The 23,174-nt window shown below is 41.9% G+C and carries 21 protein-coding genes, 1 tRNA gene and 2 pseudogenes; 9 read left to right on the top strand and 15 right to left on the bottom strand.

Annotated elements, in window-relative coordinates:
* Positions 1-90: 90 nt before the first annotated feature.
* The 7 genes from rplA to deoC all read right to left on the bottom strand — a co-directional run bounded on the left by rplA (position 91) and on the right by deoC (position 3,991).
* A complete protein-coding gene (rplA, locus tag AC6H44_RS00525; RefSeq protein WP_500736828.1) occupies positions 91-795 on the bottom strand; it encodes a 50S ribosomal protein L1 in 705 nt (234 codons plus the stop codon).
* A gap of 4 nt (positions 796-799) precedes the next feature.
* Positions 800-1,228 (bottom strand): 50S ribosomal protein L11, encoded by a 429-nt coding sequence (gene rplK, locus AC6H44_RS00520; RefSeq protein WP_008108462.1) that lies wholly within the window; start codon positions 1,226-1,228, stop codon positions 800-802.
* Between the two features lie 218 nt (positions 1,229-1,446).
* Positions 1,447-2,004, bottom strand: coding sequence for a transcription termination/antitermination protein NusG (nusG, locus tag AC6H44_RS00515; protein ID WP_500736827.1), 558 nt, complete (start codon positions 2,002-2,004; stop codon positions 1,447-1,449).
* Between the two features lie 4 nt (positions 2,005-2,008).
* Positions 2,009-2,386 carry a preprotein translocase subunit SecE gene (gene secE / locus AC6H44_RS00510; RefSeq protein ID WP_500736826.1) on the bottom strand — a complete coding sequence of 126 codons (378 nt, stop codon included), beginning with the start codon at positions 2,384-2,386 and terminating at the stop codon, positions 2,009-2,011.
* 132 nt (positions 2,387-2,518) lie between these two features.
* A tRNA-Trp gene (locus AC6H44_RS00505) sits at positions 2,519-2,595 on the bottom strand.
* Positions 2,596-2,754: 159 nt separating this feature from the next.
* A complete protein-coding gene (locus AC6H44_RS00500) occupies positions 2,755-3,255 on the bottom strand; it encodes a hypothetical protein (RefSeq protein WP_500736824.1) in 501 nt (166 codons plus the stop codon).
* Complete coding sequence (gene deoC / locus AC6H44_RS00495) at positions 3,239-3,991, bottom strand: deoxyribose-phosphate aldolase (RefSeq protein ID WP_500736823.1); 753 nt, start codon at positions 3,989-3,991, stop codon at positions 3,239-3,241. Before deoC ends, AC6H44_RS00500 begins: the two co-directional genes overlap by 17 nt.
* A gap of 263 nt (positions 3,992-4,254) precedes the next feature.
* On the opposite strand from deoC, the gene cysG reads away from it, so the two are divergent.
* From cysG to AC6H44_RS00460, 7 genes and pseudogenes are all read left to right on the top strand, one after another.
* Positions 4,255-5,676, top strand: a complete 1,422-nt coding sequence (gene cysG, locus AC6H44_RS00490) for a siroheme synthase CysG (protein ID WP_500736821.1) — start codon at positions 4,255-4,257, stop codon at positions 5,674-5,676.
* A 43-nt stretch (positions 5,677-5,719) separates the two neighbouring features.
* Positions 5,720-6,618, top strand: a pseudogene (gene cysD / locus AC6H44_RS00485) (sulfate adenylyltransferase subunit CysD).
* Entirely contained in the window at positions 6,618-8,042 is a 1,425-nt protein-coding gene (cysN, locus tag AC6H44_RS00480) for a sulfate adenylyltransferase subunit CysN (protein WP_500736820.1), read from the top strand. Before cysD ends, cysN begins: the two are co-directional and overlap by 1 nt.
* Positions 8,043-8,076: 34 nt before the next feature.
* Positions 8,077-9,801: an SLC13 family permease gene (locus AC6H44_RS00475; RefSeq protein WP_500736819.1), complete on the top strand. Its 1,725-nt coding sequence runs from the start codon at positions 8,077-8,079 to the stop codon at positions 9,799-9,801.
* A gap of 33 nt (positions 9,802-9,834) precedes the next feature.
* Positions 9,835-10,428, top strand: a complete 594-nt coding sequence (gene cysC / locus AC6H44_RS00470) for an adenylyl-sulfate kinase (RefSeq protein ID WP_500736818.1) — start codon at positions 9,835-9,837, stop codon at positions 10,426-10,428.
* A gap of 9 nt (positions 10,429-10,437) precedes the next feature.
* Positions 10,438-11,208, top strand: coding sequence for a 3'(2'),5'-bisphosphate nucleotidase CysQ (gene cysQ, locus AC6H44_RS00465; protein WP_500736817.1), 771 nt, complete (start codon positions 10,438-10,440; stop codon positions 11,206-11,208).
* Between the two features lie 622 nt (positions 11,209-11,830).
* Positions 11,831-13,102 carry an aromatic amino acid transport family protein gene (locus AC6H44_RS00460; RefSeq protein WP_500736815.1) on the top strand — a complete coding sequence of 424 codons (1,272 nt, stop codon included), beginning with the start codon at positions 11,831-11,833 and terminating at the stop codon, positions 13,100-13,102.
* 95 nt (positions 13,103-13,197) lie between these two features.
* Here the strand turns inward: AC6H44_RS00460 and speD are convergent, their stop codons facing one another.
* From speD to AC6H44_RS00420, 8 genes and pseudogenes are all read right to left on the bottom strand, one after another.
* Positions 13,198-14,010, bottom strand: a complete 813-nt coding sequence (gene speD, locus AC6H44_RS00455) for an adenosylmethionine decarboxylase (RefSeq protein WP_500736814.1) — start codon at positions 14,008-14,010, stop codon at positions 13,198-13,200.
* Positions 14,011-14,097: 87 nt separating this feature from the next.
* Positions 14,098-14,511, bottom strand: a complete 414-nt coding sequence (locus tag AC6H44_RS00450) for an OsmC family protein (RefSeq protein WP_500736813.1) — start codon at positions 14,509-14,511, stop codon at positions 14,098-14,100.
* 97 nt (positions 14,512-14,608) lie between these two features.
* Entirely contained in the window at positions 14,609-14,947 is a 339-nt protein-coding gene (locus tag AC6H44_RS00445; protein WP_500736812.1) for a DUF3802 family protein, read from the bottom strand.
* A gap of 126 nt (positions 14,948-15,073) precedes the next feature.
* A pseudogene (gene astD, locus AC6H44_RS00440) lies at positions 15,074-16,542 on the bottom strand (succinylglutamate-semialdehyde dehydrogenase).
* Positions 16,543-16,557: 15 nt separating this feature from the next.
* The gene (gene astA, locus AC6H44_RS00435; RefSeq protein ID WP_500736811.1) at positions 16,558-17,574 is read right to left on the bottom strand and encodes an arginine N-succinyltransferase; all 1,017 of its coding nucleotides are present in this window, start codon (positions 17,572-17,574) and stop codon (positions 16,558-16,560) included.
* An 85-nt stretch (positions 17,575-17,659) separates the two neighbouring features.
* Positions 17,660-18,865, bottom strand: a complete 1,206-nt coding sequence (locus AC6H44_RS00430; protein ID WP_500736809.1) for an aspartate aminotransferase family protein — start codon at positions 18,863-18,865, stop codon at positions 17,660-17,662.
* 370 nt (positions 18,866-19,235) lie between these two features.
* Positions 19,236-20,396 carry an HDOD domain-containing protein gene (locus AC6H44_RS00425; protein ID WP_500736807.1) on the bottom strand — a complete coding sequence of 387 codons (1,161 nt, stop codon included), beginning with the start codon at positions 20,394-20,396 and terminating at the stop codon, positions 19,236-19,238.
* Positions 20,397-20,432: 36 nt separating this feature from the next.
* Positions 20,433-21,014, bottom strand: coding sequence for an anthranilate synthase component II (locus AC6H44_RS00420; protein WP_500736805.1), 582 nt, complete (start codon positions 21,012-21,014; stop codon positions 20,433-20,435).
* 248 nt (positions 21,015-21,262) lie between these two features.
* Between AC6H44_RS00420 and AC6H44_RS00415 the strand changes: the two genes are divergently transcribed.
* Together AC6H44_RS00415 and glpK are read left to right on the top strand one after the other, a co-directional pair.
* Positions 21,263-21,505, top strand: a complete 243-nt coding sequence (locus AC6H44_RS00415) for an HP1242/YdcH family protein (protein WP_500736804.1) — start codon at positions 21,263-21,265, stop codon at positions 21,503-21,505.
* 166 nt (positions 21,506-21,671) lie between these two features.
* Positions 21,672-23,174, top strand: coding sequence for a glycerol kinase GlpK (glpK, locus tag AC6H44_RS00410; RefSeq protein ID WP_500736802.1), 1,503 nt, complete (start codon positions 21,672-21,674; stop codon positions 23,172-23,174).

The following is a 23,174-nucleotide window of genomic DNA, read 5'->3' as shown; positions in this document are numbered from 1 at the left end:
AACCCGAATTCTTTACTTTGCGACTAATTAAATTAATCAACAAAATGGCGCGAAATTATAGTACAAATTTCACGCCATGTAAACACTTAATTAAGCAACAACTGTGCTTAAAGTGCCTTGGTCAACAGAAACACCTGCGCCCATTGTTGTAGAGATAGTTACTTTTTTCAAGTAAACACCTTTTGCTTGTGAAGGTTTAGCCTTCTTAAGCGCAACAATAAGAGCTTCAAGGTTTTGTTGTAACTGCTCAGCAGTGAAATCAACCTTACCAATCGTAGTGTGGATGATACCATTTTTGTCATTGCGGTAACGCACTTGACCTGCTTTCGCATTTTTAACTGCTTCTGCAACATTAGGTGTCACAGTACCCGTTTTAGGGTTTGGCATTAGACCACGTGGGCCTAAGATTTGACCTAGTTGACCAACAACACGCATAGCGTCTGGTGATGCAACAACAACGTCAAAGTTCATCTCGCCTTTTTTAACAAGATCAGCAAGATCTTCCATGCCTACTAATTCAGCACCGGCTTCTTTTGCAGCTTCTGCGTTAGCACCTTGTGTGAATACAGCAACACGCACGTCACGACCAGTACCGTTTGGCAATACTGTTGCGCCACGAACATTTTGGTCAGATTTACGAGCATCGATACCAAGGTTAACAGCAACGTCAACACTTTCTACGAATTTAGCTGTTGCTAGTTCTTTTAAAAGAGCAACTGCTTCGCTGATTTCGTAATCTTTAGTCGTTTCCACTTTTTCGCGGATAGTACGCATACGTTTAGTTAATTTAGCCATTATCTTAGTCCTCTACGTTCAAGCCCATCGCACGCGCAGAACCTGCGATAGTGCGAACCGCAGCTTCTAAATCAGAAGCTGTAAGGTCTGGTTTCTTTGTCTCAACGATTTCTTCAAGTTGAGCACGAGTTACTGTGCCTACTTTTTCAGTGTTAGGACGGCCTGAACCAGATTTGATACCTGCAGCTTTCTTAAGTAAGTAAGCAGCCGGTGGCGTTTTCATGTCGAACGTAAATGAACGGTCGCCGTAAACAGAGATCACTACAGGAACTGGAGCGCCTTTTTCGATAGACTCTGTACGTGCGTTGAACGCTTTACAGAATTCCATGATGTTTACACCGTGTTGACCTAGTGCTGGACCTACTGGAGGACTAGGGTTAGCCATACCAGCAGCAACTTGTAGCTTGATTAGAGCTTCAACTTTCTTAGCCATTATAAATACCTCATTAGGTGGGTCTTAGCCTTGTGCGCGCGAGGACGCGTACTCTAGCGGCTTCCCAGTTTAAAAATTGGTTTCTCACTTTTTAGTAAGCAGTTAAACAAACGTTTTCCCTGAATACAAAAAGGCCGCTGATTATAAGTTAATCAGCGGCTTTTTTCAAGCTTCGCGCCAAAAATTAAAAAAACTTTTAACACAATGCGTTAAATCAATTACCTATCTTGCTCAACCTGACCAAACTCAAGCTCGACCGGTGTAGAACGACCAAAAATAAGCACCGATACTTTAACACGGCTTTTTTCGTAATCAACTTCTTCCACTACACCGCTAAAGTCAGCAAATGGACCATCAGTAACACGAACCACTTCACCGGGCTCAAATAATGTTGCAGGTTTTGGTGCTTCTGCATTTTCTTGTAAGCGGTTAAGAATACGGTCTGCTTCTTTGGTGCTGATAGGGGCTGGACGATCAGACGTACCACCAATAAAGCCCATAACACGTTCAGTGCTATTGACTAAGTGCCAGCTTGCATCGTTCATATCCATTTGTACTAGCACATAACCTGGGAAGAATTTACGCTCAGATTTACGCTTTTGACCCGCACGCATCTCAACAACTTCCTCTGTAGGCACTAACACTTCACCAAAGCTATCTTCCAGGCCTTTGATTCTAATGTGCTCTAATAATGTTTGAGCAACACGCTTCTCATAACCTGAGAAAGCCTGTACTACGTACCAACGTAGTTTCTTTTCGTTATTCTCATCCGACATGGGATCAGATCTCCAATCCAGTTAAAAAGCCTACAGCGCGGAATAAAATGCCATCTAATCCCCAAAGGATAAGTGCCATAATCACTGTTGCAACCATTACAATTAATGTCGTGTGCGTTGTTTCTTGACGCGTTGGCCATACCACTTTGCGTACTTCAATACGCGCTTCTTTTGCAAACGCAAGAAAAGTACGCCCCTTAAAGGTTTGCGAAGCAATAGCTAAACCCGCTGCTATAGCAACCACAACGCCAATAGCACGTAGTAATACAGACTGATCTGCAAACATATGGTTACCAACGACTGCGCCTGCAAGTAGCGCAATTGCTACTAACCACTTTACTGACTCCATCGCACTCGATGGCGTTTCTATATTCGTGCTCATAATATTATTACCTTAACTACAGACACAACAACCCTGCACGTCGACAGGGTTAATCCTTTAAAATCTAAACTTAAAAACAAGCTTACCTAAACCGATTTTTAGTTCTAGACTTTAATCACTTTTTAAAAAAATTGGCAGGGGCGGAGAGATTCGAACTCCCAACCGTCGGTTTTGGAGACCGCTGTTCTACCAATTGGAACTACGCCCCTGCAAAGTGGATGCCTATTATACTTACGCAATTCATTAACACAAGAGCAAAAAGGCCCCCATAACTTAAAATCTTCGTCGTTGATAAATTTATCAATCTGATAATCAGATATATTTTACCCTCAGCACTTACTTGCACGTATTTTAATGAGAACGTGCTTTTAATCTACTCGCAATAACTCACCACGATAAAAATCACATAATAGCCAAATTTGTTCAAATTGATGGGTATTTGGAAAGCCTACTTTTTTAATTGCCGCTTCAAAGTCACTCTTATGCCAAATAGTACTGGCGTTACGAATTAACAACCATGTACGTTTTGAGTAATAACGTTTAGTTACTTTTTGTTTTAGTAAGCGCGCTAATGCAGATTGTAATCTGTGTTCATTTGGTTGTTGCGCCATATCAGCTAAATCACGCTGCATTTGTATCGACAGTGGCCGGCCTAACACGGCCATGGCTTCCGTTTCACTGGCATATAAATGCGCTACTTCTATATCAAGCTGCTGATTTCCTTGATAACAGCTTACATCGGGTCTATTCGGTTCATTGTGCCAAATATGGCGCATATGAATCCCCGTTTGCTGCTCATAACATCGTAAAAACAACTTTGTTGCATCATGCTCTAGTTGTTGTTTTTCAACATCACTGCTGCGTTTCATTCAATACCTTATAAACATCGTTTAACAAACTTGAAGCGCCCAACCTAAACGTACCCGGTGATAAATAATCATCCCCCATGATCTTAGTTGCCAGCTGTAAATAAGCATTTGCGTCTGTTGTTGTTTTTACTCCACCTGCAGCCTTAAAACCAACCAGCTTTGACGATTCTTTAATAATTTTAAGCATGATTTCAGTTGCTTCAAGGGTGGCGTTAACCGCAACTTTACCGGTACTGGTTTTTACAAAATCAGCGCCACCTTGAATCGCAAGTTCGGTTGCTTGTGCGATCAATGCCGGCGTTTTTAGCTCGCCACTTTCAATAATAACCTTAAGTTTAGCGCGACTACCACATACCTTCTTACTTTCGCTTACGTATTCCAGCACGGTATCTGCTTCACCTTTTAAAAGCGCTTTATAAGGAATAACTAAGTCAATTTCATCCGCCCCGCGCTCTATGGCTACTAACGTTTCATTAAGTACTTCATTGAGTGGCGCATCACCAGAGGGAAAATTAGTGACTGTGGCCACTTTTACATGGCTTAATAAACGATTAGCGAGTGCAATTTTTGCATCATCAACAAATTCACTAAACACACAAACCGCTGCCGGTGTGCCTAGCTTTGGGTTTATACTGTTTACTAATGCGTTAATACTAGCTTGACTATCATCAGTGTTTAAACTGGTTAAGTCCATTAAGCTAACAACTAGCGTGGCGTTTTGAGTATTATTTGTCATTTTATGCCCATGAAATTGTGTGACCTTAAACTATATATGCATCATAGCTTAAACTCGCTATAGCTCATAACCAAACACTATAAGCGGGTTTTTTATACTAAACATCACTTTCCCCCTTAATAAATACGATTTAGACCTAAAAAACACGTTTAATATAACTTTTGAGTATATCAACTAAGATTTAATTATTTTTTACTTCTCAATAGCCGCTATATTCTGCCTATCAGTTAAACACGTTATTATCTTTTTAGGGGCGTTATTCAGTGCAATATTTACCTATCTTTACCAAACTCGACAACAAGCCCGTATTGGTAGTTGGCGGTGGAGAGGTTGCCTTGCGAAAATGTCGTGCATTTTTAAAAGCACGTGCTGCCGTAACGCTCGTCGCCCCTTGGTTTTGCGATGAATTAAAAGAACATGCGCACAACAATGAAGTGACGCTCATAGACGCTTATTTTGAAGAGTCACACCTTGATGGCAAAATGTTGATTATTGCTGCCACCGATAATGATGCAGTTAATAATACCGTGTTTGAGCTTGCTAATGCGCGTAATGTGTTTGTAAACGTGGTGGACGATCAGCCCAAATGTACCTTTATTTTTCCTTCTATTGTTGATCGCAACCCTATTACCATTGCAATCTCAAGTGCAGGTACGGCGCCAGTGCTAGCAAGACGTTTACGAGAAAAGCTAGAGACACTCATTCCGCAACATATTGGTCCACTCGCTAATTTAGTTGGGGGCTTTCGCGATAAAGTAAAACAACGTTTTAAGCACTTTGCCGATCGTCGTCAATTTTGGGAAGGCGTATTTGATTCATCGGTTGTTAGCAAAGTTCAAACCGGTGATACCCAAGGTGCGCAGCAACAACTCGAGCAAATGCTAGATGCCAAAGTTGAACCTGAAGGCGAAGTATATATTGTAGGTGCCGGTCCTGGCGATCCTGAACTGCTCACACTAAAAGCTTTGCAACTAATGCAACAAGCAGACGTGGTGGTATATGATTACTTAGTATCTGATGAAATCATGGAATTAGTTCGCCGCGATGCTGATTTAGTCTGTGTAGGTAAACGCTTAGGCGATCATAGTGTTGCCCAAGAAGATACCAATCAGATGCTGGTCGACTTTGCTAAACAAGGTAAAAAAGTATGCCGTATCAAAGGGGGCGACCCATTTATTTATGGCCGTGGTGGTGAAGAAGTACAAGTGCTGGCAGCCAATCACGTGAACTACCAGATTGTACCGGGTATAACGGCAGCGGCTGGATGTAGCGCTTATGCGGGTATTCCACTCACTCATCGCGACCATGCCCAAGCCATTCAGTTTATTACCGGCCACTGCAAAAAAGAAGGGCAAGAGTTGGATTGGCAATCACTTGCAAAACCAAACCAAACATTGGCTATTTATATGGGCGTGATTAAATCGCCGCATATTCAAGCCGAGCTATTAAAACATGGACGAGAAGCAACCACACCCGTGGCAATTATTGAAAACGGTACCCGTAAAAATCAACGCGTGGTTACTGGGCAGTTAAGCCAGCTAGCGCAGCTAATTGATCAGTATGATATTATTTCACCGGCATTACTCATTATTGGTGAAGTGGTTTCGCTGCATAAAGAGTTGCATTGGTTTGGTGAAAAAGCACAAATAAGTAGCTTTGCTCAACCGCTCACAGACGTGGCGTAATTTAACAAATTTTAATTTAATCATTTTAGTAGGACGACCAACAATGGCTTTAACTCACCTTCAGCAACTTGAAGCTGAAAGTATCAAAATCATGCGCGAAGTCGCCGCTGAGTTTGAGAACCCAGTAATGCTTTACTCAATCGGTAAAGACTCATCGGTACTTTTACATTTAGCACGTAAAGCATTTTACCCTGCAAAAATTCCGTTCCCGTTATTGCATGTAGACACTAATTGGAAGTTTCGGGAAATGATTGAATTTCGCGACCGTTTAGCCAAAGAATATGGCTTTGACCTGATTGTACACAAAAATCCAGAAGGGATAGCAATGGGTGTCGGCCCCTTTACTCACGGATCAGCTAAGCATACTGACATCATGAAAACCCAAGGATTAAAACAAGCGCTTAATAAATACGGTTTTGATGCCGCTTTTGGGGGGCTCGCCGAGATGAAGAAAAATCCCGTGCTAAAGAGCGTGTGTACTCATTTCGCGATAAACACCATCGCTGGGATCCTAAAAACCAACGCCCAGAGCTTTGGAATACTTATAACAGCCAAGTAAACCCGGGGGAAAGCATTCGTGTGTTTCCACTGTCTAACTGGACTGAACTGGATATTTGGCAATACATTTATCAAGAAAATATTGAAATGGTGCCACTTTACCTTGCTAAAGAGCGCCCAGTTGTAGAACGCAATGGTACTCTAATCATGGTAGATGACGAGCGTATGCCGCTTAATGAAGGTGAAGTACCGCAAATGAAATCGGTTCGCTTTAGAACCTTAGGCTGTTACCCACTCACTGGCGCGGTTGAATCAACAGCCAGTAGCCTGACAGAAATTATTGAAGAAATGCTGCTATCATCGTCATCTGAACGTGAAGGTCGGGTGATTGATCATGACTCAGCAGGGTCAATGGAGAAGAAAAAACGTGAGGGGTATTTCTAATGTCTAAACTAAATAACGATACATTTAACGAAGTAAAAGAAATTGGTATAGACGCTTACCTAACACGTCAACAAGATAAGAGCTTATTACGCATGCTAACGTGCGGCAGCGTTGATGATGGTAAATCAACCCTGATTGGTCGCTTGCTGCACGACAGCCACCAAATTTATGAAGATCAGCTAGCGGCACTGCATAAAGATAACGAAAAAGTGGGTAATGCTGGTGAGGAGCTTGATTTAGCACTGTTAGTTGATGGCCTACAAGCTGAGCGTGAGCAAGGTATAACCATTGACGTAGCGTACCGTTATTTCTCAACCGCTAAACGTAAGTTTATTATTGCCGACACCCCAGGGCATGAGCAGTACACCCGTAACATGGTAACGGGTGCATCAACCAGTGATGTAGCGATTATTTTGGTGGATGCCCGTTATGGCGTACAAGTACAAACTAAACGCCATAGCTTTATTTGTGACTCATTAGGCATTAAACAGTTTGTGGTTGCGGTAAACAAAATGGATATTGTTGATTTTGACGAAACCGTTTATGAGAAAATTAAAGCCGATTATTTAAAATTTGCCGAGCAACTTAGCGTAACAAATATTAAGTTTGTGCCTATGTCAGCGCTTAAAGGCGATAATGTAGTAACCCGCTCTGCGCACACGCCTTATTACACCGACAAACCATTGCTTGAGCTATTAGAAGACTCACCTGCCGCTGAAATTGATACCGGCTTTGAAGCGCGTTTGCCTGTGCAGTATGTGGTACGCCCTAATTTAAACTTTCGTGGTTTTCAAGGCACGCTTACATCGGGCAAATTACGCGTTGGCGATGAAATAAAAGTATTACCTTCAGGTAAAACCTCCAATATTAAAGAGATTGTTACTTTTGATGGCAACCTTGATACCGCAGAAGCGGGCCAAGCAATTACGGTTACTCTTAATACTGAGATAGATATCAGCCGAGGTGATGTGATTGTACCGGCAAACTCGCAAGCCCAAGTAACCAACAAACTGCAAGCTAAAATTGTGTGGATGCACGAATCGCCATTAATGTTAGGTAAAAGCTATAACCTAAAACTAGGCAGCAAAAACACCTCGGCTATAATCACTAAAATTGATCATACCATTGATGTAAACACCCTAGAGCATGGCAGTGCAAATTCATTACAGTTAAATGAAATTGCGATTGTGACACTGGAGCTGACCGAGACTATTTTAGCCGATCAGTACCATCATAATCATGAAACCGGTTCGTTTATTCTGATTGACCGTTTATCAAACTTAACGGTGGCTGCAGGAATGATTGAGCAAGTACTGCAAAGTGAAGAGAATGCAGGACAATTTAGCGACTTTGAAGTTGAGTTTAATGCCCTCGTACGCAAGCATTTTCCACATTGGCAAGCGCTTGATATTTCAAAGCTATAACGTTTAATGAACGCCTGTTAGGAACATTTAAAGCATGGTAGAACAGCTCATTTTAACAGGCATTATGTTGCTTTTAGTCGGGTGCCTTTTTGGCACCCGCATTAATCCAGCGTGGCTATTTGTCAGTGCCATAGGCACCAGCTACCTAACAGGATTAATTGATTTAGAAAACATGCTGGTTAATTATACTAACCCGTCATTAATCACCCTGGTGTTATTAATTTTAGTGTCGATAGCGATAGAAAAAACCACGCTCATTCAACGCTTAGCCAAATCGTTATCCAGTGGCAGTTTAGTTAAATCAGTCACTAAGCTTGGGCTTTCTACGGCTTTTTTGTCTTCCTTTACTAACAACACCGCAGTGGTTGCCTCGTTAATTACCGCCATAAAAGATAACCCAAACCACTCCCCTTCAAAGCTGCTGCTACCTTTATCGTACACCGCTATTTTAGGCGGCACGATAACCCTCATCGGTACCTCTACTAACTTAATTGTTAACGGCTTCGCAGTAGATGCGGGGATGGCACCATTGGGGTTTTTCGATTTTACCTTAGTGGGTTTGGGCGCACTCAGTGTGGGCTTAATCACTATTTTAGTGATGCTAAAATGCCTGCCCGACAACGGTAAAAACAGCCATGAAGTGGTGCCTTTTTATCTAGAAGGGAAAGTGCAAACCGGCTCTAAACTAATAAACCGCACTGTAGAAGAGAACGGTTTACGCGATTTAAAAGACTTGTTTTTGGCTGAAATTATTCGCGATGGCAAGCGCATTTGCGCCGTGACACCTCAACATATTCTTCAACAAGATGACATACTGCTATTTGTAGGCGATATAAAGTCGGTGCCTTTGCTTACTCGTTTTGATGGCTTAAAAGTGGTACACGACAAACATGAAAAAGACATAGAACACCTCGTTGAAGTGGTCGTTAGTCAGTCGTCTAAATTAATTGGTAAAACAGTAAAAGAGGCCCGCTTTAGAGAGCAATTTCATGCGGCCGTTATTGCTATTCGTCGAGGGCATGACCGCTTGCAAGGCGGGCTTGGCCAAGTGCGCTTACAAGCGGGTGATTCATTAATCCTCGCACCAGGTAAAAGCTTTTATGACTTAACTAACTTAAAGCGCGAATTTGTGTATATTTCAGGGCTTGATTTACAAACTCATCTGGGTGCAAAGCAATCAAATATTGTATTGTTAAGTTTTGCCGGTGTGCTGGGGTTAAGTATTTTAGGCGCCGTACCGCTGGTTAAAGGCTTATTAGTGTTACTTATTGGCCTGATGCTGTGTGGTACTATTAAGCTCAGTGAAATAAAACGCCGCTTTCCTATTGAGTTACTTGCCGTGGTAGGCAGCGCCATAGGTTTAGCTAAGTTAATGATAAGTACCGGTCTTGCGGGGCAAATATCTGACGGATTATTTTATGTATTGGGTGATTTTGGTCCCTATGGCGCATTTATCGCTATCTTTTTAATGACGGTGTTATTTACAGAGCTCATTACTAATAATGCAGCAGCAGCGCTGTCGTTTCCGGTGGCTTATTCATTAGCGATAGGTTTTAACGTTGAGCCGCTGCCGTTTATTATGGCGGTAGCATTTGGTGCTTCAGCTAGTTTTATTTCACCGTTTGGTTATCAAACCAACTTAATGGTGTATAGCGCAGGTAACTATCGATTAAAAGACTATGTGATGATGGGGCTTCCCCTTTCAATTGTTTATTCAATTACCGTACTGACTTTGATCCCGCTGGTATTTCCGTTTTAATGCCAGCGCTTATAGCATAAAGAGACACTGCAAATGGACAACAATATTGTTTGGCATAATTACGCCACCACTAAAATACAGCGTAGCGAGCAAAAAAAACATAAGAGCGCTATTATATGGTTTACTGGTTTTTCTGGCTCAGGTAAAAGCACCGTTGCCAACGCATTAGAAGCGGCACTCAATCAGCAAGGTGCCCATACCTATTTATTAGATGGTGACAATGTGCGCCATGGTTTATGTAAAGATTTGGGCTTTAGCGATGCCGATCGCGTTGAAAATATCCGCCGCGTAGGCGAAACAGCCAAGCTCATGGTAGACGCTGGTTTGTTAGTCCTTACTGCGTTTATATCTCCTTTTAAAGCTGAACGCGACATGGTTCGTGAGTTAGTTGATGCGGGTGAGTTTATCGAAGTATTCATCGATACCCCGCTTGAGGTGTGCGAAAGTCGCGACCCAAAAGGCTTATACAAAAAGGCGCGCGCCGGTGAAATTAAACACTTTACCGGAATTGATTCAACCTATCAGCCACCGGTTAATCCTGAAATAATTTTAGATACCAGTAAAAACACCCTAGACCAATCGGTAGCTCAACTGATAACGTATCTAAAACACCAGCATATACTATAGGCCCAGCTAATGAATCAAACTGAACTGCTAGAAGAAACCCTTATTCTTGCCCGCAAAGCGGGTAGCGCGATTATGGGTATTTACAACAAAGACTTTAACGTTGAATACAAAGCCGACGAAAGCCCGGTAACCGACGCCGACTTAGCAGCTCATAAAATTATTAGCGCAGGGCTAAAAAAGCTCACTCCCGATATCCCTGTGCTTAGCGAAGAAAGTGCCGATATAGGCTGGGATGTACGCCAAACCTGGAAAAGCTACTGGCTAGTTGACCCAATCGATGGCACCAAAGAATTTATAAAAAAGAACGGCGAGTTTACTGTTAATATTGCCCTAATCGAAAATGGCAAACCGATTTTAGCCGTGGTTGATGCCCCTGCACTGGGTGTATCGTATATTGCAGCTGAGGCCATTGGTGCTTTTAAAGACAGGGGCGATGAGCGCATCGAGCTTAAAGTCACCACCAAGCCTAACAAAGGCCTTATTCGTGTAGTCGGTAGCCGCTCACACCCCTCTCCTGACCTAGCTGAATTTGTAAAACGCTTTGATAAGGTGGAAATGGTATCTAAAGGCAGCTCACTTAAACTGTGTTTAGTCGCCGAAGGCAGCGCCGATATTTATCCACGCCTAGGCCCAACCTGCGAATGGGATACCGGCGCAGGCCACGCCATTGCCGAAATAGCCGGTGCAAAAGTCACTAAACTCGACGGCAGCCCGCTTATTTATAACACTAAAAATAAATACTTGAACCCGTATTTTATTGTTTCGGCTTTAGAAGAGTAAAAGCTAAGAGTTGCGGGCTACGGGCTTAGAGTCGCGAGCAGCTCAATGGCAATTTAAACACCGTAAGTTGGGTTGAGTGAAGCGAAACCCAATGAATACTTAAATTACGAGCTATGGGCTTAGCGTCGCGGGCAGCTTAATGACAATTTAAATATCGTAGGTTGGGTTGAGTGAAGCGAAACCCAACGAATACCTACGGGCTACGGGCTTAGAGTCGCGGGCAGCTTAATGACAATGTAAACACCGTAGGTTGGGTTGAGTGAAGCGGAACACAACGAATACCTACGGGCTACGGGCTTAGCGTCGCGAGCAGTTCAATGACAATTTAAACACCGTAGGTTGGGTTGAGTGAAACGAAACCCAACATCTACTTTCATTTAAATGAATACATATAAACACTTCATCCCTTTCAAAATCCTATCAAAAGTGATTATTAATCATTCATCACGCGGCATATTCCTGCACTAATTGCTCATCTTTTAAACACTGTTTCATATTCGTGACAGTCAGTAACTAATACGCTACAACAAATTTATATCCACGACATAAAAACACATGAAATGTATGGTTAAAAGCTATATTCTTCGGCGCAATTATTATGATAAATAATGGATACACACACATGACAACATCTCAAGGTGCAACGCTTTCAAATGCACCAGCACACGACGCACACACGTCTAAATCAAAATGGAATCTGCACGATACGCAGTGGACACTGAGTCTTTTTGGCACCGCTGTAGGTGCGGGTATTTTATTCTTACCGATTAACATTGGTATTGGTGGTTTTTGGCCGCTGATTATTATGGCGTGTTTAGCCTTTCCGATGACCTTTTTAGCCCACCGTGGCTTGGCGCGTTTTGTATTATCGTCAAAAAATAAAGAGGCTGATTTTACCGATGTGGTAGAAGAACACTTTGGCGTCAATGCGGGTCGGCTGATCTCCTTGTTGTACTTTTTATCAATTTTTCCTATTTTGCTAATTTATGGTGTCGGTTTAACCAACACGGTAGACAGCTTTATGGTTAATCAACTAGCAATGGAGTCGCCCTCCCGCGTTGCTTTATCGGGTATATTAGTGGCGCTAATGATTGGCTTAATGATGGGCGGTGAACGCTTAATGCTGCGCGCCTTTGCTATTTTAGTGTATCCGTTAGTAGGTATATTATTCTTTTTATCGCTGTATTTAATCCCAAGCTGGCAAATGCCAGATACCACCTTGCCTGAGCTAGGTAGCTTTAGCAAAACACTGTGGTTATCAATTCCTATTATTGTATTTTCGTTTAGCCATGCAGCGGCTATTTCAAGTTTTGTTAATAAACAACGCAGTCACTACGGCAATATAGCCACCACTAAGTCAGAGACGATTTTAAAGCGCACTAGCTTATTACTCATTACCTTTGTTTTGTTATTTGTATTCTCATGCGTGTTATCGCTTACCGGTGACCAAATGGCAGAAGCTAAAGCGGCAAACGTCTCTGTGCTATCTTACTTAGCTAATATTACCGATAACTCGTTTATTGCAACGCTGGGACCTTTGGTTGCCTTTATTGCTATTATGTCGTCGTTTTTAGGTCACTTTTTAGGAGCACGCGAAAGCTTTACCGGATTAGTCACAAAACACTCACGCATGAGTCCTAAAGTGGCTGACAAAGTGGGTGCGGTACTGATGTTTTTTGCTATTTGGTTTTGTGCGGTTAAAAACCCAAGCATACTGGATATGATGGATCAGTTATCAGGGCCAATCATCGCGATGATTTTATTCATTATGCCCATGATTGCAGTTTACAAAGTGCCTAGCTTACAAAAATACCGTAACCGTTTAAGTACCTTATTTGTACTGGCGGTTGGTTTGTTAGCTGTGTGTGCGTTACTGTACAGCATGCTTAGCTAAGCCGTATTGAGTAAACAAGCCCAGCGCATTTTGCTGGGCTTTTAAGATACAAAAATGGCGCTCAGTGAGCGCCATTTTTATTTAATGCGTTGTTATTATTCTGTATCGGGCAGATTACGACCGTAGAATATTTCTTGCATTTCACGCGTTAGTTTTGAGCGAATTTCTTCTTCTTCACCATCTGACAAATCATCAGTAGATAAACCAAATAAATAGGTATTTAAGTCGGTTTCTTTTAACATCATTTTGGTATGAAATAGGTTTTCTTGATACACGTTCACGTCCATCATTTGGTACGCTTCTTTGGTATCTTCTGTCATGAAGTTTTGAATCGAGTTAATTGCATGGTCTATGTAATGTTTAACGCCGTTTATATCACGGGTAAAACCACGCACGCGGTAGTCAATGGTGACCACATCAGACTCTAAACTATGGATTAAAAAATTTAATGCCTTTAGCGGTGAAATAATCCCGCAGGTTGATACTTCAATATCGGCGCGAAAAGTACAAATACCATCATCAGGGTGTGCTTCAGGGTATGTATGAACACAAATGTGGCTTTTATCTAAGTGTGCAACCACAGAGTCAGGTAACGGGCCCGGCGCTTCGTCAGCATCATAATTTTGCTGCTCTTCTACAGGCTCTTCTGAAACCAAAATAGTAACACTGGCACCTTGGGGCTCATAATCTTGACGTGCAATATTTAGTATATTGGCACCAATAATGTCAACCACATCACCTAAAATGTCGGTTAGTCTATCTGCACTATACTGCTCATCGATATATTCAATATATTCTTTACGTTGTTGCTCTGTCTTTGCATAGCAAATATCGTAAATACTAAAGCTCAAGCTTTTGGTTAAATTATTAAAGCCATGAAGTTTAAGTTTATCGAAGGGTTTGTTCATAATAAACCAACCTATAAATTAGTGAAATCTGCACCTGCAGATGAAAAGTTCGCGGATTTTATACGAATTTCACTCACGGAAAAAGTGTTATTTTCCCTGTTCTTCAACAACTTCATGGCTGTGCGTAATTTCTACTGTTTTATCAAGCATTAATGCAACTGAGCAATACTTCTCTGCAGAAAGCGAAATTGCTCGCTCTACGTGTTTTTCAGACACATTGTTACCTGTTACAACAAAGTGTAAATTAATCTTTGTAAATACTTTAGGTGCTGTTTGTGCCCGTTCAGCAGTTAATTGCACATTTACTGATGAGAAATTTTGCTTGGCTTTTTTTAAAATGCTCACCACATCAACCGATGAACACCCACCGACTGACATCAATACCATTTCCATAGGGCTAGGTGCTGCTCCCTCACTCCCAGTATCAAATACTACATTATGATTAGAATCAGAGCGCCCGATAAAAGTACTTCCTTCAACCCATTTAACATTTGCTTGCATTATTTTATCTCAATCGTTTTTTGTATTCGTTACACGCAAACACTCGCGCACCTAAAGTAAAGTTGCGAGTAAAGCGTGGTTTTAAAGGGGGGGAATATTAATTAATGGCGTTATCGAATAAGTTTTTTACTAACCCAGCAAACTCGTCAATAAAGGCATGCTGTTCAACTGTTACAGTATGAGTAGTAACGCTGCTTAGTACTTCTTGTAAATCGTAAACAATACCGTCAACCTCGCGAACAATTTCACTTCGCTGTTCGGTTGTTAATTCTGTATGCTGCTGACATATGCGCATCACATTTTCGGCAACAACATCCTCAATTAATTCAATAACTGTAGGTGCACCTGGCTTTATTTCGCCTGGTTTCTCAAACAATGCTAAATTTTGAGTTAGGTACATTATTAAATCATCGTACCCTTGCCTGTTTAAAACCATTATCTATTCACCTCACAAATACTGATTGCTTAATTTAAGCAGAAAGCGCTGATAATTGCTAGCTTTGTGAGATTGCCATACAAAAAAAGCAGCCGAAGCTGCTTTTATAATAATTAAGGATGGGCCTTAATCGATTTTTAAGCCAGGGCTTAGTGTTGCTGGCATGGTTACTTTTTCAAGTTCCACTGAAGCAACAGGGTATGCACAGTAATCAGCGGCATAATAGGCGCTTGCTCTGTGATTCCCTGAAGCACCAATACCACCAAACGGCGCTGCACTTGATGCGCCTGTAATAGGACGGTTCCAATTAACAATACCCGCACGAATACGACGTAAAAAATGATCGTAATCGGCTTGATTATCACTGAGTAGGCCAGCTGATAAACCAAAGCTGGTGTCGTTTGCTTTATCAATTGCTTGGTCAAAATCATCAAAACGAAATACTTTTAGAAGCGGACCAAAGTGCTCTTCATCTGGGAAATCACTAATCGTTGTACACTCAATAATGCCGGGGGTTACAAAGCCAGTATTTGCTGTGTGCTCAAGCTCAACTAACACTTCCCCCCCATGGCCTTTAACTCATTTTGTGCTTTAACCATACCAGCGGCGGCGGCTGTTGAGATCATAGCGCCCATAAATGGTTGGTCAACATCATCGTAATTACCGACTTTAATTGCTTTAGTGGCAGTAATTAAGCGCGCTAAAATTTCATCGCCTTTAGCACCTGTTGGTAAAAACAGTTTACGCGCACAGGTACAACGTTGGCCGCTTGAGATAAACGCTGACTGCACAATATCGTGCACTGCCGCTTGCGTATCTTCTACGTCTTTCACGATGAGTGGATTATTACCGCCCATTTCAAGTGCTAAAATTTTACCTGGTTGGCCTGCAAACTGTTCATGTAAAATATGACCGGTACGTGAAGAGCCCGTGAAGAATAAACCATCAATGCCTTTATGTGACGCCAATGCTTTACCTGTTTCTACTTCACCTTGCACTAAGTTAATAACCCCTGCTGGTAAACCGGCTTTTTCCCATAATTTAAGGGTTAGCTCAGCCACCATAGGTGTGAGTTCAGACGGTTTGAATACCACGGTATTACCGGCTAAAAGTGCAGGTACAATATGGCCATTAGGTAGGTGCCCAGGGAAATTGTAAGGACCGAATACAGCCACAACCCCGTGTGGTTTGTGGCGGATCATGGCACGGCCTTGCGGCATGGCATTTTCAACATCACCAGTGCGCTCTAAAAAAGCTTTTTCAGCAATGGCAATTTTACCTACCATAGCACCCGCTTCGGTGCGTGTTTCCCATAGCGGTTTACCCGTTTCTTGTGCTATCGCCACAGCAAGCTCTTCGCTGTGCTCTTTTAACGTTGCAGCAAAGGTTTTTACAATCTCTAAGCGATCGCTAAAGCTTTTATTAGCCCAGCTATAAAATGCTTCACGTGCTGATGCCACAGCGCTGTCTACTTGCTCAGCGCTGGCGGCCGATGCCTGCCAAATAACATCGTTATTTGCAGGGTTAACTGAGTTAAATTCTGTGCCTTGACCTGATGACCATTGGCCATTAATAAATTGTGCAGGATGAGTCATATACTTTCTCCTAAATTAAACTGGGGTAGCAGTAACAAAGTCGCCCGATTTTAAATGTAATGCATCGGCAAGTTGTTGTGTGAGTACGAGTCGTTCTGAGCGTGAATCAAATGCCATAGGCGCAACCGTTGCTCTAAAATCTTCAAGCTTGTCATTAGCGAGCAACACCATGGTGTCGCCTGTCATGGCGCCAATTTCAACACTAAAGTTTTGTGCATTACGTACTGTGGCAATGTTATCTACTTTTGCTTCAACCGTTGGGCCGGCATCAAAAATGTCAACGTAGCCGTTAAACGTAAAGCCTTCACTTTTTAAAAGCTCAATAGCAGGACGGGTATTGTCATGCACTTGACCAATAACCGCTTGTGCTTCTTTACTGAGTAAATTTACGTAGATTGGGTATTTAGGCATAAGCTCTGCAATAAATACTTTTTGCCCTATTCCTGTTAGATAATCTGCGGTTGGAAAATCCATTGAGAAAAAGTGCTCTTCTAACCACTGCCAAAAAGGACTACTGCCGTTTTCGTCAGATACACCGCGCATTTCAGCAATGACCGTTTGTGCAAATCGTTGCTGATGTTGCTTTATAAACATAAAGCGTGCTTTTGAAAGCAATTTACCATTACAATTTTTGCGATAGCCGTCTTTTAAAAATAACGTGCACAGCTCTGTAGCGCCGGTATAGTCGTTACAAAGGGTGAGAATATCAACCGCTTTATATACATCTAGCGTGCGCGAAGAGTGAATCACTTTACTCAAATGGTAATGATAAAATGCGTCATCTAAGCCAACAGCGGCTTCAATACCTGAAGTACCGACGACTTCACCAGTGTCAGTGTCCTCAAGTACAAATAAGTATCCCTCATCACCGGGTTGTGAGGTCGTTTTTGTAAATGAGCTAACTGAATGCGCAATCTTCTTTTGTAATAACGCTTCATTATTAGGTAAAGAAGTAAAGCCATGTCCCGACTCGTCGGCGATAGTTACTAAAGCTGCATAATCACTTTTTTGGATTGGGCGAAGGATCATCATGAATCCGCTTACTCCCTTATATATAACGGTAAATAGAAACGGCAGGGCAAAACCAAGTTTGCCCCTAAAGACGTTGAATCAGCAATTACGCATTAACAACGTGAGCGACTGCTTTTTCAAAGCGTGCCATGCCTTCGCGAATATCAGCTTCTGGTATTACTAAAGAAGGTGTAAAACGAACCACATCAGCGCCTGCTACCAGCGACATTAAGCCATGCTCAGTACCGGCTACTAAAAACTCTTTAGCACGGCCTTTGTATTGCTTGTTTACTACCGCACCGATTAACAAACCCTGACCACGAATTTCACTAAATACATGGTATTTTTCGTTAATCGCATTAAGTAGCTCAGTAAATAACGCCGCTTTTGCTTTAACGCCTGCTAGCACTTCTGGGGTATTTACGGTATCAAATGCAGCTTCTGCAACTGCACACGCGAGTGGATTACCGCCGTAAGTAGAACCATGTGTACCTACTTTAAGGTGTTGTGCAATCTCAGTGGTTGTTAGCATAGCACCAATAGGAAAACCGCCACCCAATGCTTTTGCTGAAGTTAAAATATCAGGCACTATATTTAAACCTTGGTAGGCGTAAAGATCACCCGTACGGCCAACACCTGATTGTACTTCATCAAAAATAAGCAATGCATTGTGCTTAGTACATAAATCACGTACGCCTTGAGCAAATTCATCTGTGGGCGAAATAATACCGCCTTCACCTTGAATGGGCTCCATCATTACCGCACAGGTATTATCGTTAATAAGCGCTTCAAATGCCGTAAGATCATTGTAGTCACAATGAACAATGTCACCAGGCTTAGGACCAAAACCATCTGAATAAGCCGCTTGGCCGCCCACAGTCACAGTGAAGAATGTACGCCCATGGAAACCTTTATTAAAAGCGATAATTTGTGATTTTTCTGCGCCAAATTTATCAAGCGCAAACCGACGCGCTAATTTAAGCGCTGCTTCATTTGCTTCTGCGCCTGAGTTTGCAAAGTAGACTTTTTCTGCAAACGTCGCATCAACCATTTTTTTAGCTAGGCGAAGTGCTGGCTCATTGGTCATTACATTTGCTAGATGCCAAATTTTTTCGCCCTGCTCTTTTAATGCACCCACTAATGCAGGATGGCAATGGCCAAGACAGTTAACGGCAATACCACCAGCAAAGTCGATATACTCTTTACCTTGTTGATCCCATACACGAGAACCTTCGCCTCGAACAGGAATTACGCTTGAAGGTGCGTAGTTAGGAACCATTACGTGATCAAATAATTCGCGATTGACTGTCATTTTATTTCCTCTTAATTGTGTGCATCACAAAGCAGTAAAATAGGGAGTGATTATTGCTAATAACCAAATGTGTCGGCAAAAATGAATGAGTTAATATTTGCCTAAAACTACGTTGTGGTTCAATTTTCAGACGCTCATTATTTCAGAAATTTAGGGGGATGTCTCTTGAAAAAACTTTCATGCACCCCTTTAAAATAAAGGGCTTAAGATATTATTTCATAGATAGTGAATAACTATTTGATAGCCAACACTAAGCCACTTTTACCTTAGCAAGCGCTTCTACAACGAAAAAAGCATAGGCTTTATAAACTAAGCAGACGTGAATAAGTAGAATTAAAGTGAATGAATAGTCGCAAAAAAATTAACAAATTTAATCAATTTGCAGCGCAAAATTTGTAAAATTAGTGGTTTGTAGAGTATCAAGTTCTACTTTAGTGAATTGATAGTAGTTAAACCAGCTTTGTAATTCATCACCTTCAATGAGTTGATGTTCTTTTAAACCTAAGTACTGGGAATAGCTATAAGCTTTACACATGACCTGTGTCAAGGGTAGCAAAGTATCGCCTTTATTAACGCCATTGTTTAACTGCTGCATAACCGTATTAAATGGTAAATGCTTTAAGGCCATTTTTTCAATAACTCTGGCACTCACCCCAAGCGATTTTTCATTGAGAATGGTTGCCAAATAGAGTGGTTCAGGCTTAAGTGCCAGCAACACATTGTGCAGGTTTTTATTTCCCTCATCACGTGCGCGCATTATTTTACCTTGCCAAACGTGTTCGAACACGTTTAAGTACAAACGCACTAAAGCAATTTGCCCTACATTGAATAACATACCCAATGTAAATGCATGCATAGGATTAATACCATTAAGCTCAGCTATTTTTTTCGCAGCAAGCGCACACGACATCGTATTATCTTTCAAGCGACGTTTTAATAGTGAAAATGGTTCGGTACTTAACGGCATCCAATGGCGCACTGCAAATGTAGGCACAACGAGTTGTAAGTTATTTAAGCCAATGTAACGCAGTGCTAAAGCGGGGGTATCTACTTTTACCGACGTATCTTTGCTACGGTGCTTACGGTAAAAAGGTAAATTAACTAAAGTAACTAAATCTCGACCTAGCCAACTTAAATTATTAACCAAAGGCTCTAAACGCCCAACTGATGCCGCGCGAGTGGCGAGTATATCGAGTATGGCACACACATTATCGTCTATGCCTATGGTATCTTTGATAACTGAATCAATATTCTCAAGCCGTTTAGTAATGAGCGATTCAATCGTGCGGTGCAAATTTTGACTTGTTTGCGCTTGTAACTTTTGATGCGCCGAACTTTTTTGTTGCCGCTGCTGCGCTGCGGCGGCTTCTACTTCAAGTAAAGTGCGTTTTTCTAACGGTTTGCCATCATTAAAGTCTAAAGTATGAATAAAGCCAATTTGTTGATTAGCAAAACTATGACCCAACAGTAAATCATACGAGCGTTGATTTAATACTTTAACAATGCGCTGTTGCTGCAATTTATCGGTCATAAGTGATGTACCTTCACAAAGAAGTAAAAAATAAACCTAAAAGCGAGTTAAAAAATTATTAAGTAAAGCTAGCCCTTGCTCAGTTAAAATAGCCTCGGGGTGAAACTGTACCCCTTCAAGCGCGAGCTCTTGATGCAATAGTCCCATAATTTCATCACGTTGCCCAGCTATGCTTTGCGTCCATGCTGTTACCTCACACGATTTAGGTAGAGAGTGTGCTTCAACAATTAAAGAATGATAACGACACACCGTAAGCGGGTTAGGTAACCCTTTGAACATACCTTGATGATGGTGATAAATAGGTGACGTTTTTCCATGCATGACCTGTTTAGCGCGCACCACTTTGCCTCCTAATGCCTGAGCAATAGTTTGGTGCCCCAAGCAAATACCCAATATAGGATAAACTCCTTTAAATTGCTCTACCACAGATAACGACACCCCAGCTTCACTCGGGTTTTTAGGCCCAGGAGAAATCACAATATGATCAGGGTTTAACTGTTTAATCTCACTCAAGGTTATCTGGTCGTTGCGCTTAACTAATACCTCTTGGTTTAAACGCTGAAAATATTGTACTAAATTGTAGGTGAACGAGTCGTAGTTATCGATCATTAAAAGCATGTAATTAAGCACTCAAATAATTAGCAGGTAATAGTTACCCGCATATTCTAACTGAAGCCTTAACAGGTGTCAGTGTTTTACAATCTAGCAAGCACAAATAGACTCGTTAATGATCAACAGCGGTTGATTTATCTTAAATCAGCCCAAGATCTATTGTATGGGCAACCCCCTAGTCACTGACCGTTTTTATATAACGTGATGTGTATTATGCAACAGCGTATTTAATACGCAAAAACAAGGAGTAAACTATGTTAGGCGAAGACCATTCATTAACGAAAGACTTTCCTGATTACACGCAAACGATTTCTAAACTCAACGCGAGCAACTCCACTTTTGCAGCTAAAGCAAAGCAATACAATAAAATAGATAAAGAAATTCGGGTGCTTGAGCTACAAGACTCACCTATTGATGACGAAGCCATGCAGCAGCTAAAACACGGCAGAATGGTATTAAAAGATTGGTTACATCAACAGTTAACAGAGGCTAATTAATTACTATTATTTGGCGCCTATTAAACAATAGGCGCCAATATTGAGCTTTCATCCCCTCCCCAGCCTTGCGCTCATCTATAATTTTAACCATTGTGCTGTAAAAGCATTGCTATTCGTTTAGCTTAAAGACAAGCTGTCTTTATCTACATTAAACAACACTATTTTTATGTCCAAATACATACTCTCGATTGACCAAGGAACGACAAGCTCTCGGGCTATTTTATACACTAAAGATGCCGAGGTTTTTGGTACAGCTCAACACACCTTCCCGCAGCACTTTGTACATAATGGCTGGGTTGAACATGACCCTGTAGATATTTGGCAAACCGTGTTAACCAGCGTTAAAAACGTATTATCGCAGCAACAAGTCACTGCCGCCGACATTATTGCCATCGGCATTGCTAACCAACGAGAAACCACCTTAGTGTGGAATAAAAAAACCGGGCAACCTATTTATAACGCGATTGTGTGGCAAGACCGACGCACCAGTGAGTACTGCGATAGTTTACGTCATGCTGGGCATACACAAATGGTGAATGATAAAACCGGTTTAGTGCTCGATCCTTACTTTTCTGCAACCAAAATTCGTTGGATTTTAGATAACGTCACTGGCGCTAAAGAGCAAGCACAGGCAGGTGAACTGGCCTTTGGTACGGTAGATAGCTACTTACTATGGCAATTAACCGACGGTAAAGTGCATAAAACCGATGCCACTAATGCCTCACGAACTTTACTGTTTAACATTCATCAGCAATGTTGGGATGAAGAGTTACTCTGCTTATTTGATATTCCAGTATCTATGTTACCTGAGGTAATGGACTCAGCCGCTGACTTTGGGGTGACTGCAAGCGAGCTATTTGGTGGTGAAATTCCAATTAGCGCCATTGCGGGCGATCAACAAGCGGCTTTAATTGGCCAAGCCTGTTTTGAAGAAGGGATGGCAAAAAGTACCTACGGAACAGGTTGCTTTTTAATGCTTAACACCGGTGAAAAAGCGCTTAAGTCAAATAACCGTTTATTAACCACTGTTGCGTATCGACTCAATGGCAAACCAACTTATGCCATTGAGGGTAGTATTTTTATGGCCGGTGCCACCATGCAGTGGATTGTAGAGGGTTTAAAACTATTAGAAAATGCAGGTGAAAGTGAAGCCCTCGTCAAAAATGTTCCCTTGGATCATGGGGTATTTCTGGTTCCCTCTTTTACAGGCTTAGGTGCGCCCTATTGGGATGCAAATGCCCGAGGCGCAATTTTGGGCCTAACCCGAGATTCAGGCATTAGCACCATAGTCGCAGCGGCCTTGCAATCGGTGGGCTATCAAACCAAAGATTTACAAAAAGCCATGGAGGGTGACGGGCTTCGCCCTAGCATATTACGCGTTGATGGCGGCATGGCAAACAATAATTGGGCAATGGCATTTTTAGCCAATATTTTAGGCGCCAGTGTTGAGCGCCCAACCCTAACCGAAACCACCTCACTAGGTGTTGCTTACTTAGCAGGCCTGCAAACTGGCGTGTATAAATCAACGGCACAGCTTGCCAGCATGTGGAAAAGCGATCGTCGTTTTGAACCTACCATGAGCAGTGAAGAGCGCAACGATTTATATGCAAAGTGGCTACATTGCATTGCACAAGTTAGACTCACTAATAGCAGTGACAGCTCTGGTTAA

Source organism: Pseudoalteromonas sp. TAP-3C (assembly GCF_059888565.1).
The sequence above is the reverse complement of the archived record's forward strand: the minus strand, read 5'-3'. Positions and strand labels throughout refer to the sequence as shown.

What these genes read in the sequence shown, in the direction of transcription:
- rplA (WP_500736828.1), bottom strand. Translation starts at nt 795, where the DNA reads ATGGCTAAATTAACTAAACGTATGCGTACTATCCGCGAAAAAGTGGAA.
- rplK (WP_008108462.1), bottom strand. Translation starts at nt 1,228, where the DNA reads ATGGCTAAGAAAGTTGAAGCTCTAATCAAGCTACAAGTTGCTGCTGGT.
- nusG (WP_500736827.1), bottom strand. Translation starts at nt 2,004, where the DNA reads ATGTCGGATGAGAATAACGAAAAGAAACTACGTTGGTACGTAGTACAG.
- secE (WP_500736826.1), bottom strand. Translation starts at nt 2,386, where the DNA reads ATGAGCACGAATATAGAAACGCCATCGAGTGCGATGGAGTCAGTAAAG.
- AC6H44_RS00500 (WP_500736824.1), bottom strand. Translation starts at nt 3,255, where the DNA reads ATGAAACGCAGCAGTGATGTTGAAAAACAACAACTAGAGCATGATGCA.
- deoC (WP_500736823.1), bottom strand. Translation starts at nt 3,991, where the DNA reads ATGACAAATAATACTCAAAACGCCACGCTAGTTGTTAGCTTAATGGAC.
- cysN (WP_500736820.1), top strand. Translation starts at nt 6,618, where the DNA reads ATGTCTAAACTAAATAACGATACATTTAACGAAGTAAAAGAAATTGGT.
- AC6H44_RS00475 (WP_500736819.1), top strand. Translation starts at nt 8,077, where the DNA reads ATGGTAGAACAGCTCATTTTAACAGGCATTATGTTGCTTTTAGTCGGG.
- cysC (WP_500736818.1), top strand. Translation starts at nt 9,835, where the DNA reads ATGGACAACAATATTGTTTGGCATAATTACGCCACCACTAAAATACAG.
- cysQ (WP_500736817.1), top strand. Translation starts at nt 10,438, where the DNA reads ATGAATCAAACTGAACTGCTAGAAGAAACCCTTATTCTTGCCCGCAAA.
- AC6H44_RS00460 (WP_500736815.1), top strand. Translation starts at nt 11,831, where the DNA reads ATGACAACATCTCAAGGTGCAACGCTTTCAAATGCACCAGCACACGAC.
- speD (WP_500736814.1), bottom strand. Translation starts at nt 14,010, where the DNA reads ATGAACAAACCCTTCGATAAACTTAAACTTCATGGCTTTAATAATTTA.
- AC6H44_RS00450 (WP_500736813.1), bottom strand. Translation starts at nt 14,511, where the DNA reads ATGCAAGCAAATGTTAAATGGGTTGAAGGAAGTACTTTTATCGGGCGC.
- AC6H44_RS00445 (WP_500736812.1), bottom strand. Translation starts at nt 14,947, where the DNA reads ATGGTTTTAAACAGGCAAGGGTACGATGATTTAATAATGTACCTAACT.
- astA (WP_500736811.1), bottom strand. Translation starts at nt 17,574, where the DNA reads ATGATGATCCTTCGCCCAATCCAAAAAAGTGATTATGCAGCTTTAGTA.
- AC6H44_RS00430 (WP_500736809.1), bottom strand. Translation starts at nt 18,865, where the DNA reads ATGACAGTCAATCGCGAATTATTTGATCACGTAATGGTTCCTAACTAC.
- AC6H44_RS00425 (WP_500736807.1), bottom strand. Translation starts at nt 20,396, where the DNA reads ATGACCGATAAATTGCAGCAACAGCGCATTGTTAAAGTATTAAATCAA.
- AC6H44_RS00420 (WP_500736805.1), bottom strand. Translation starts at nt 21,014, where the DNA reads ATGCTTTTAATGATCGATAACTACGACTCGTTCACCTACAATTTAGTA.
- AC6H44_RS00415 (WP_500736804.1), top strand. Translation starts at nt 21,263, where the DNA reads ATGTTAGGCGAAGACCATTCATTAACGAAAGACTTTCCTGATTACACG.
- glpK (WP_500736802.1), top strand. Translation starts at nt 21,672, where the DNA reads ATGTCCAAATACATACTCTCGATTGACCAAGGAACGACAAGCTCTCGG.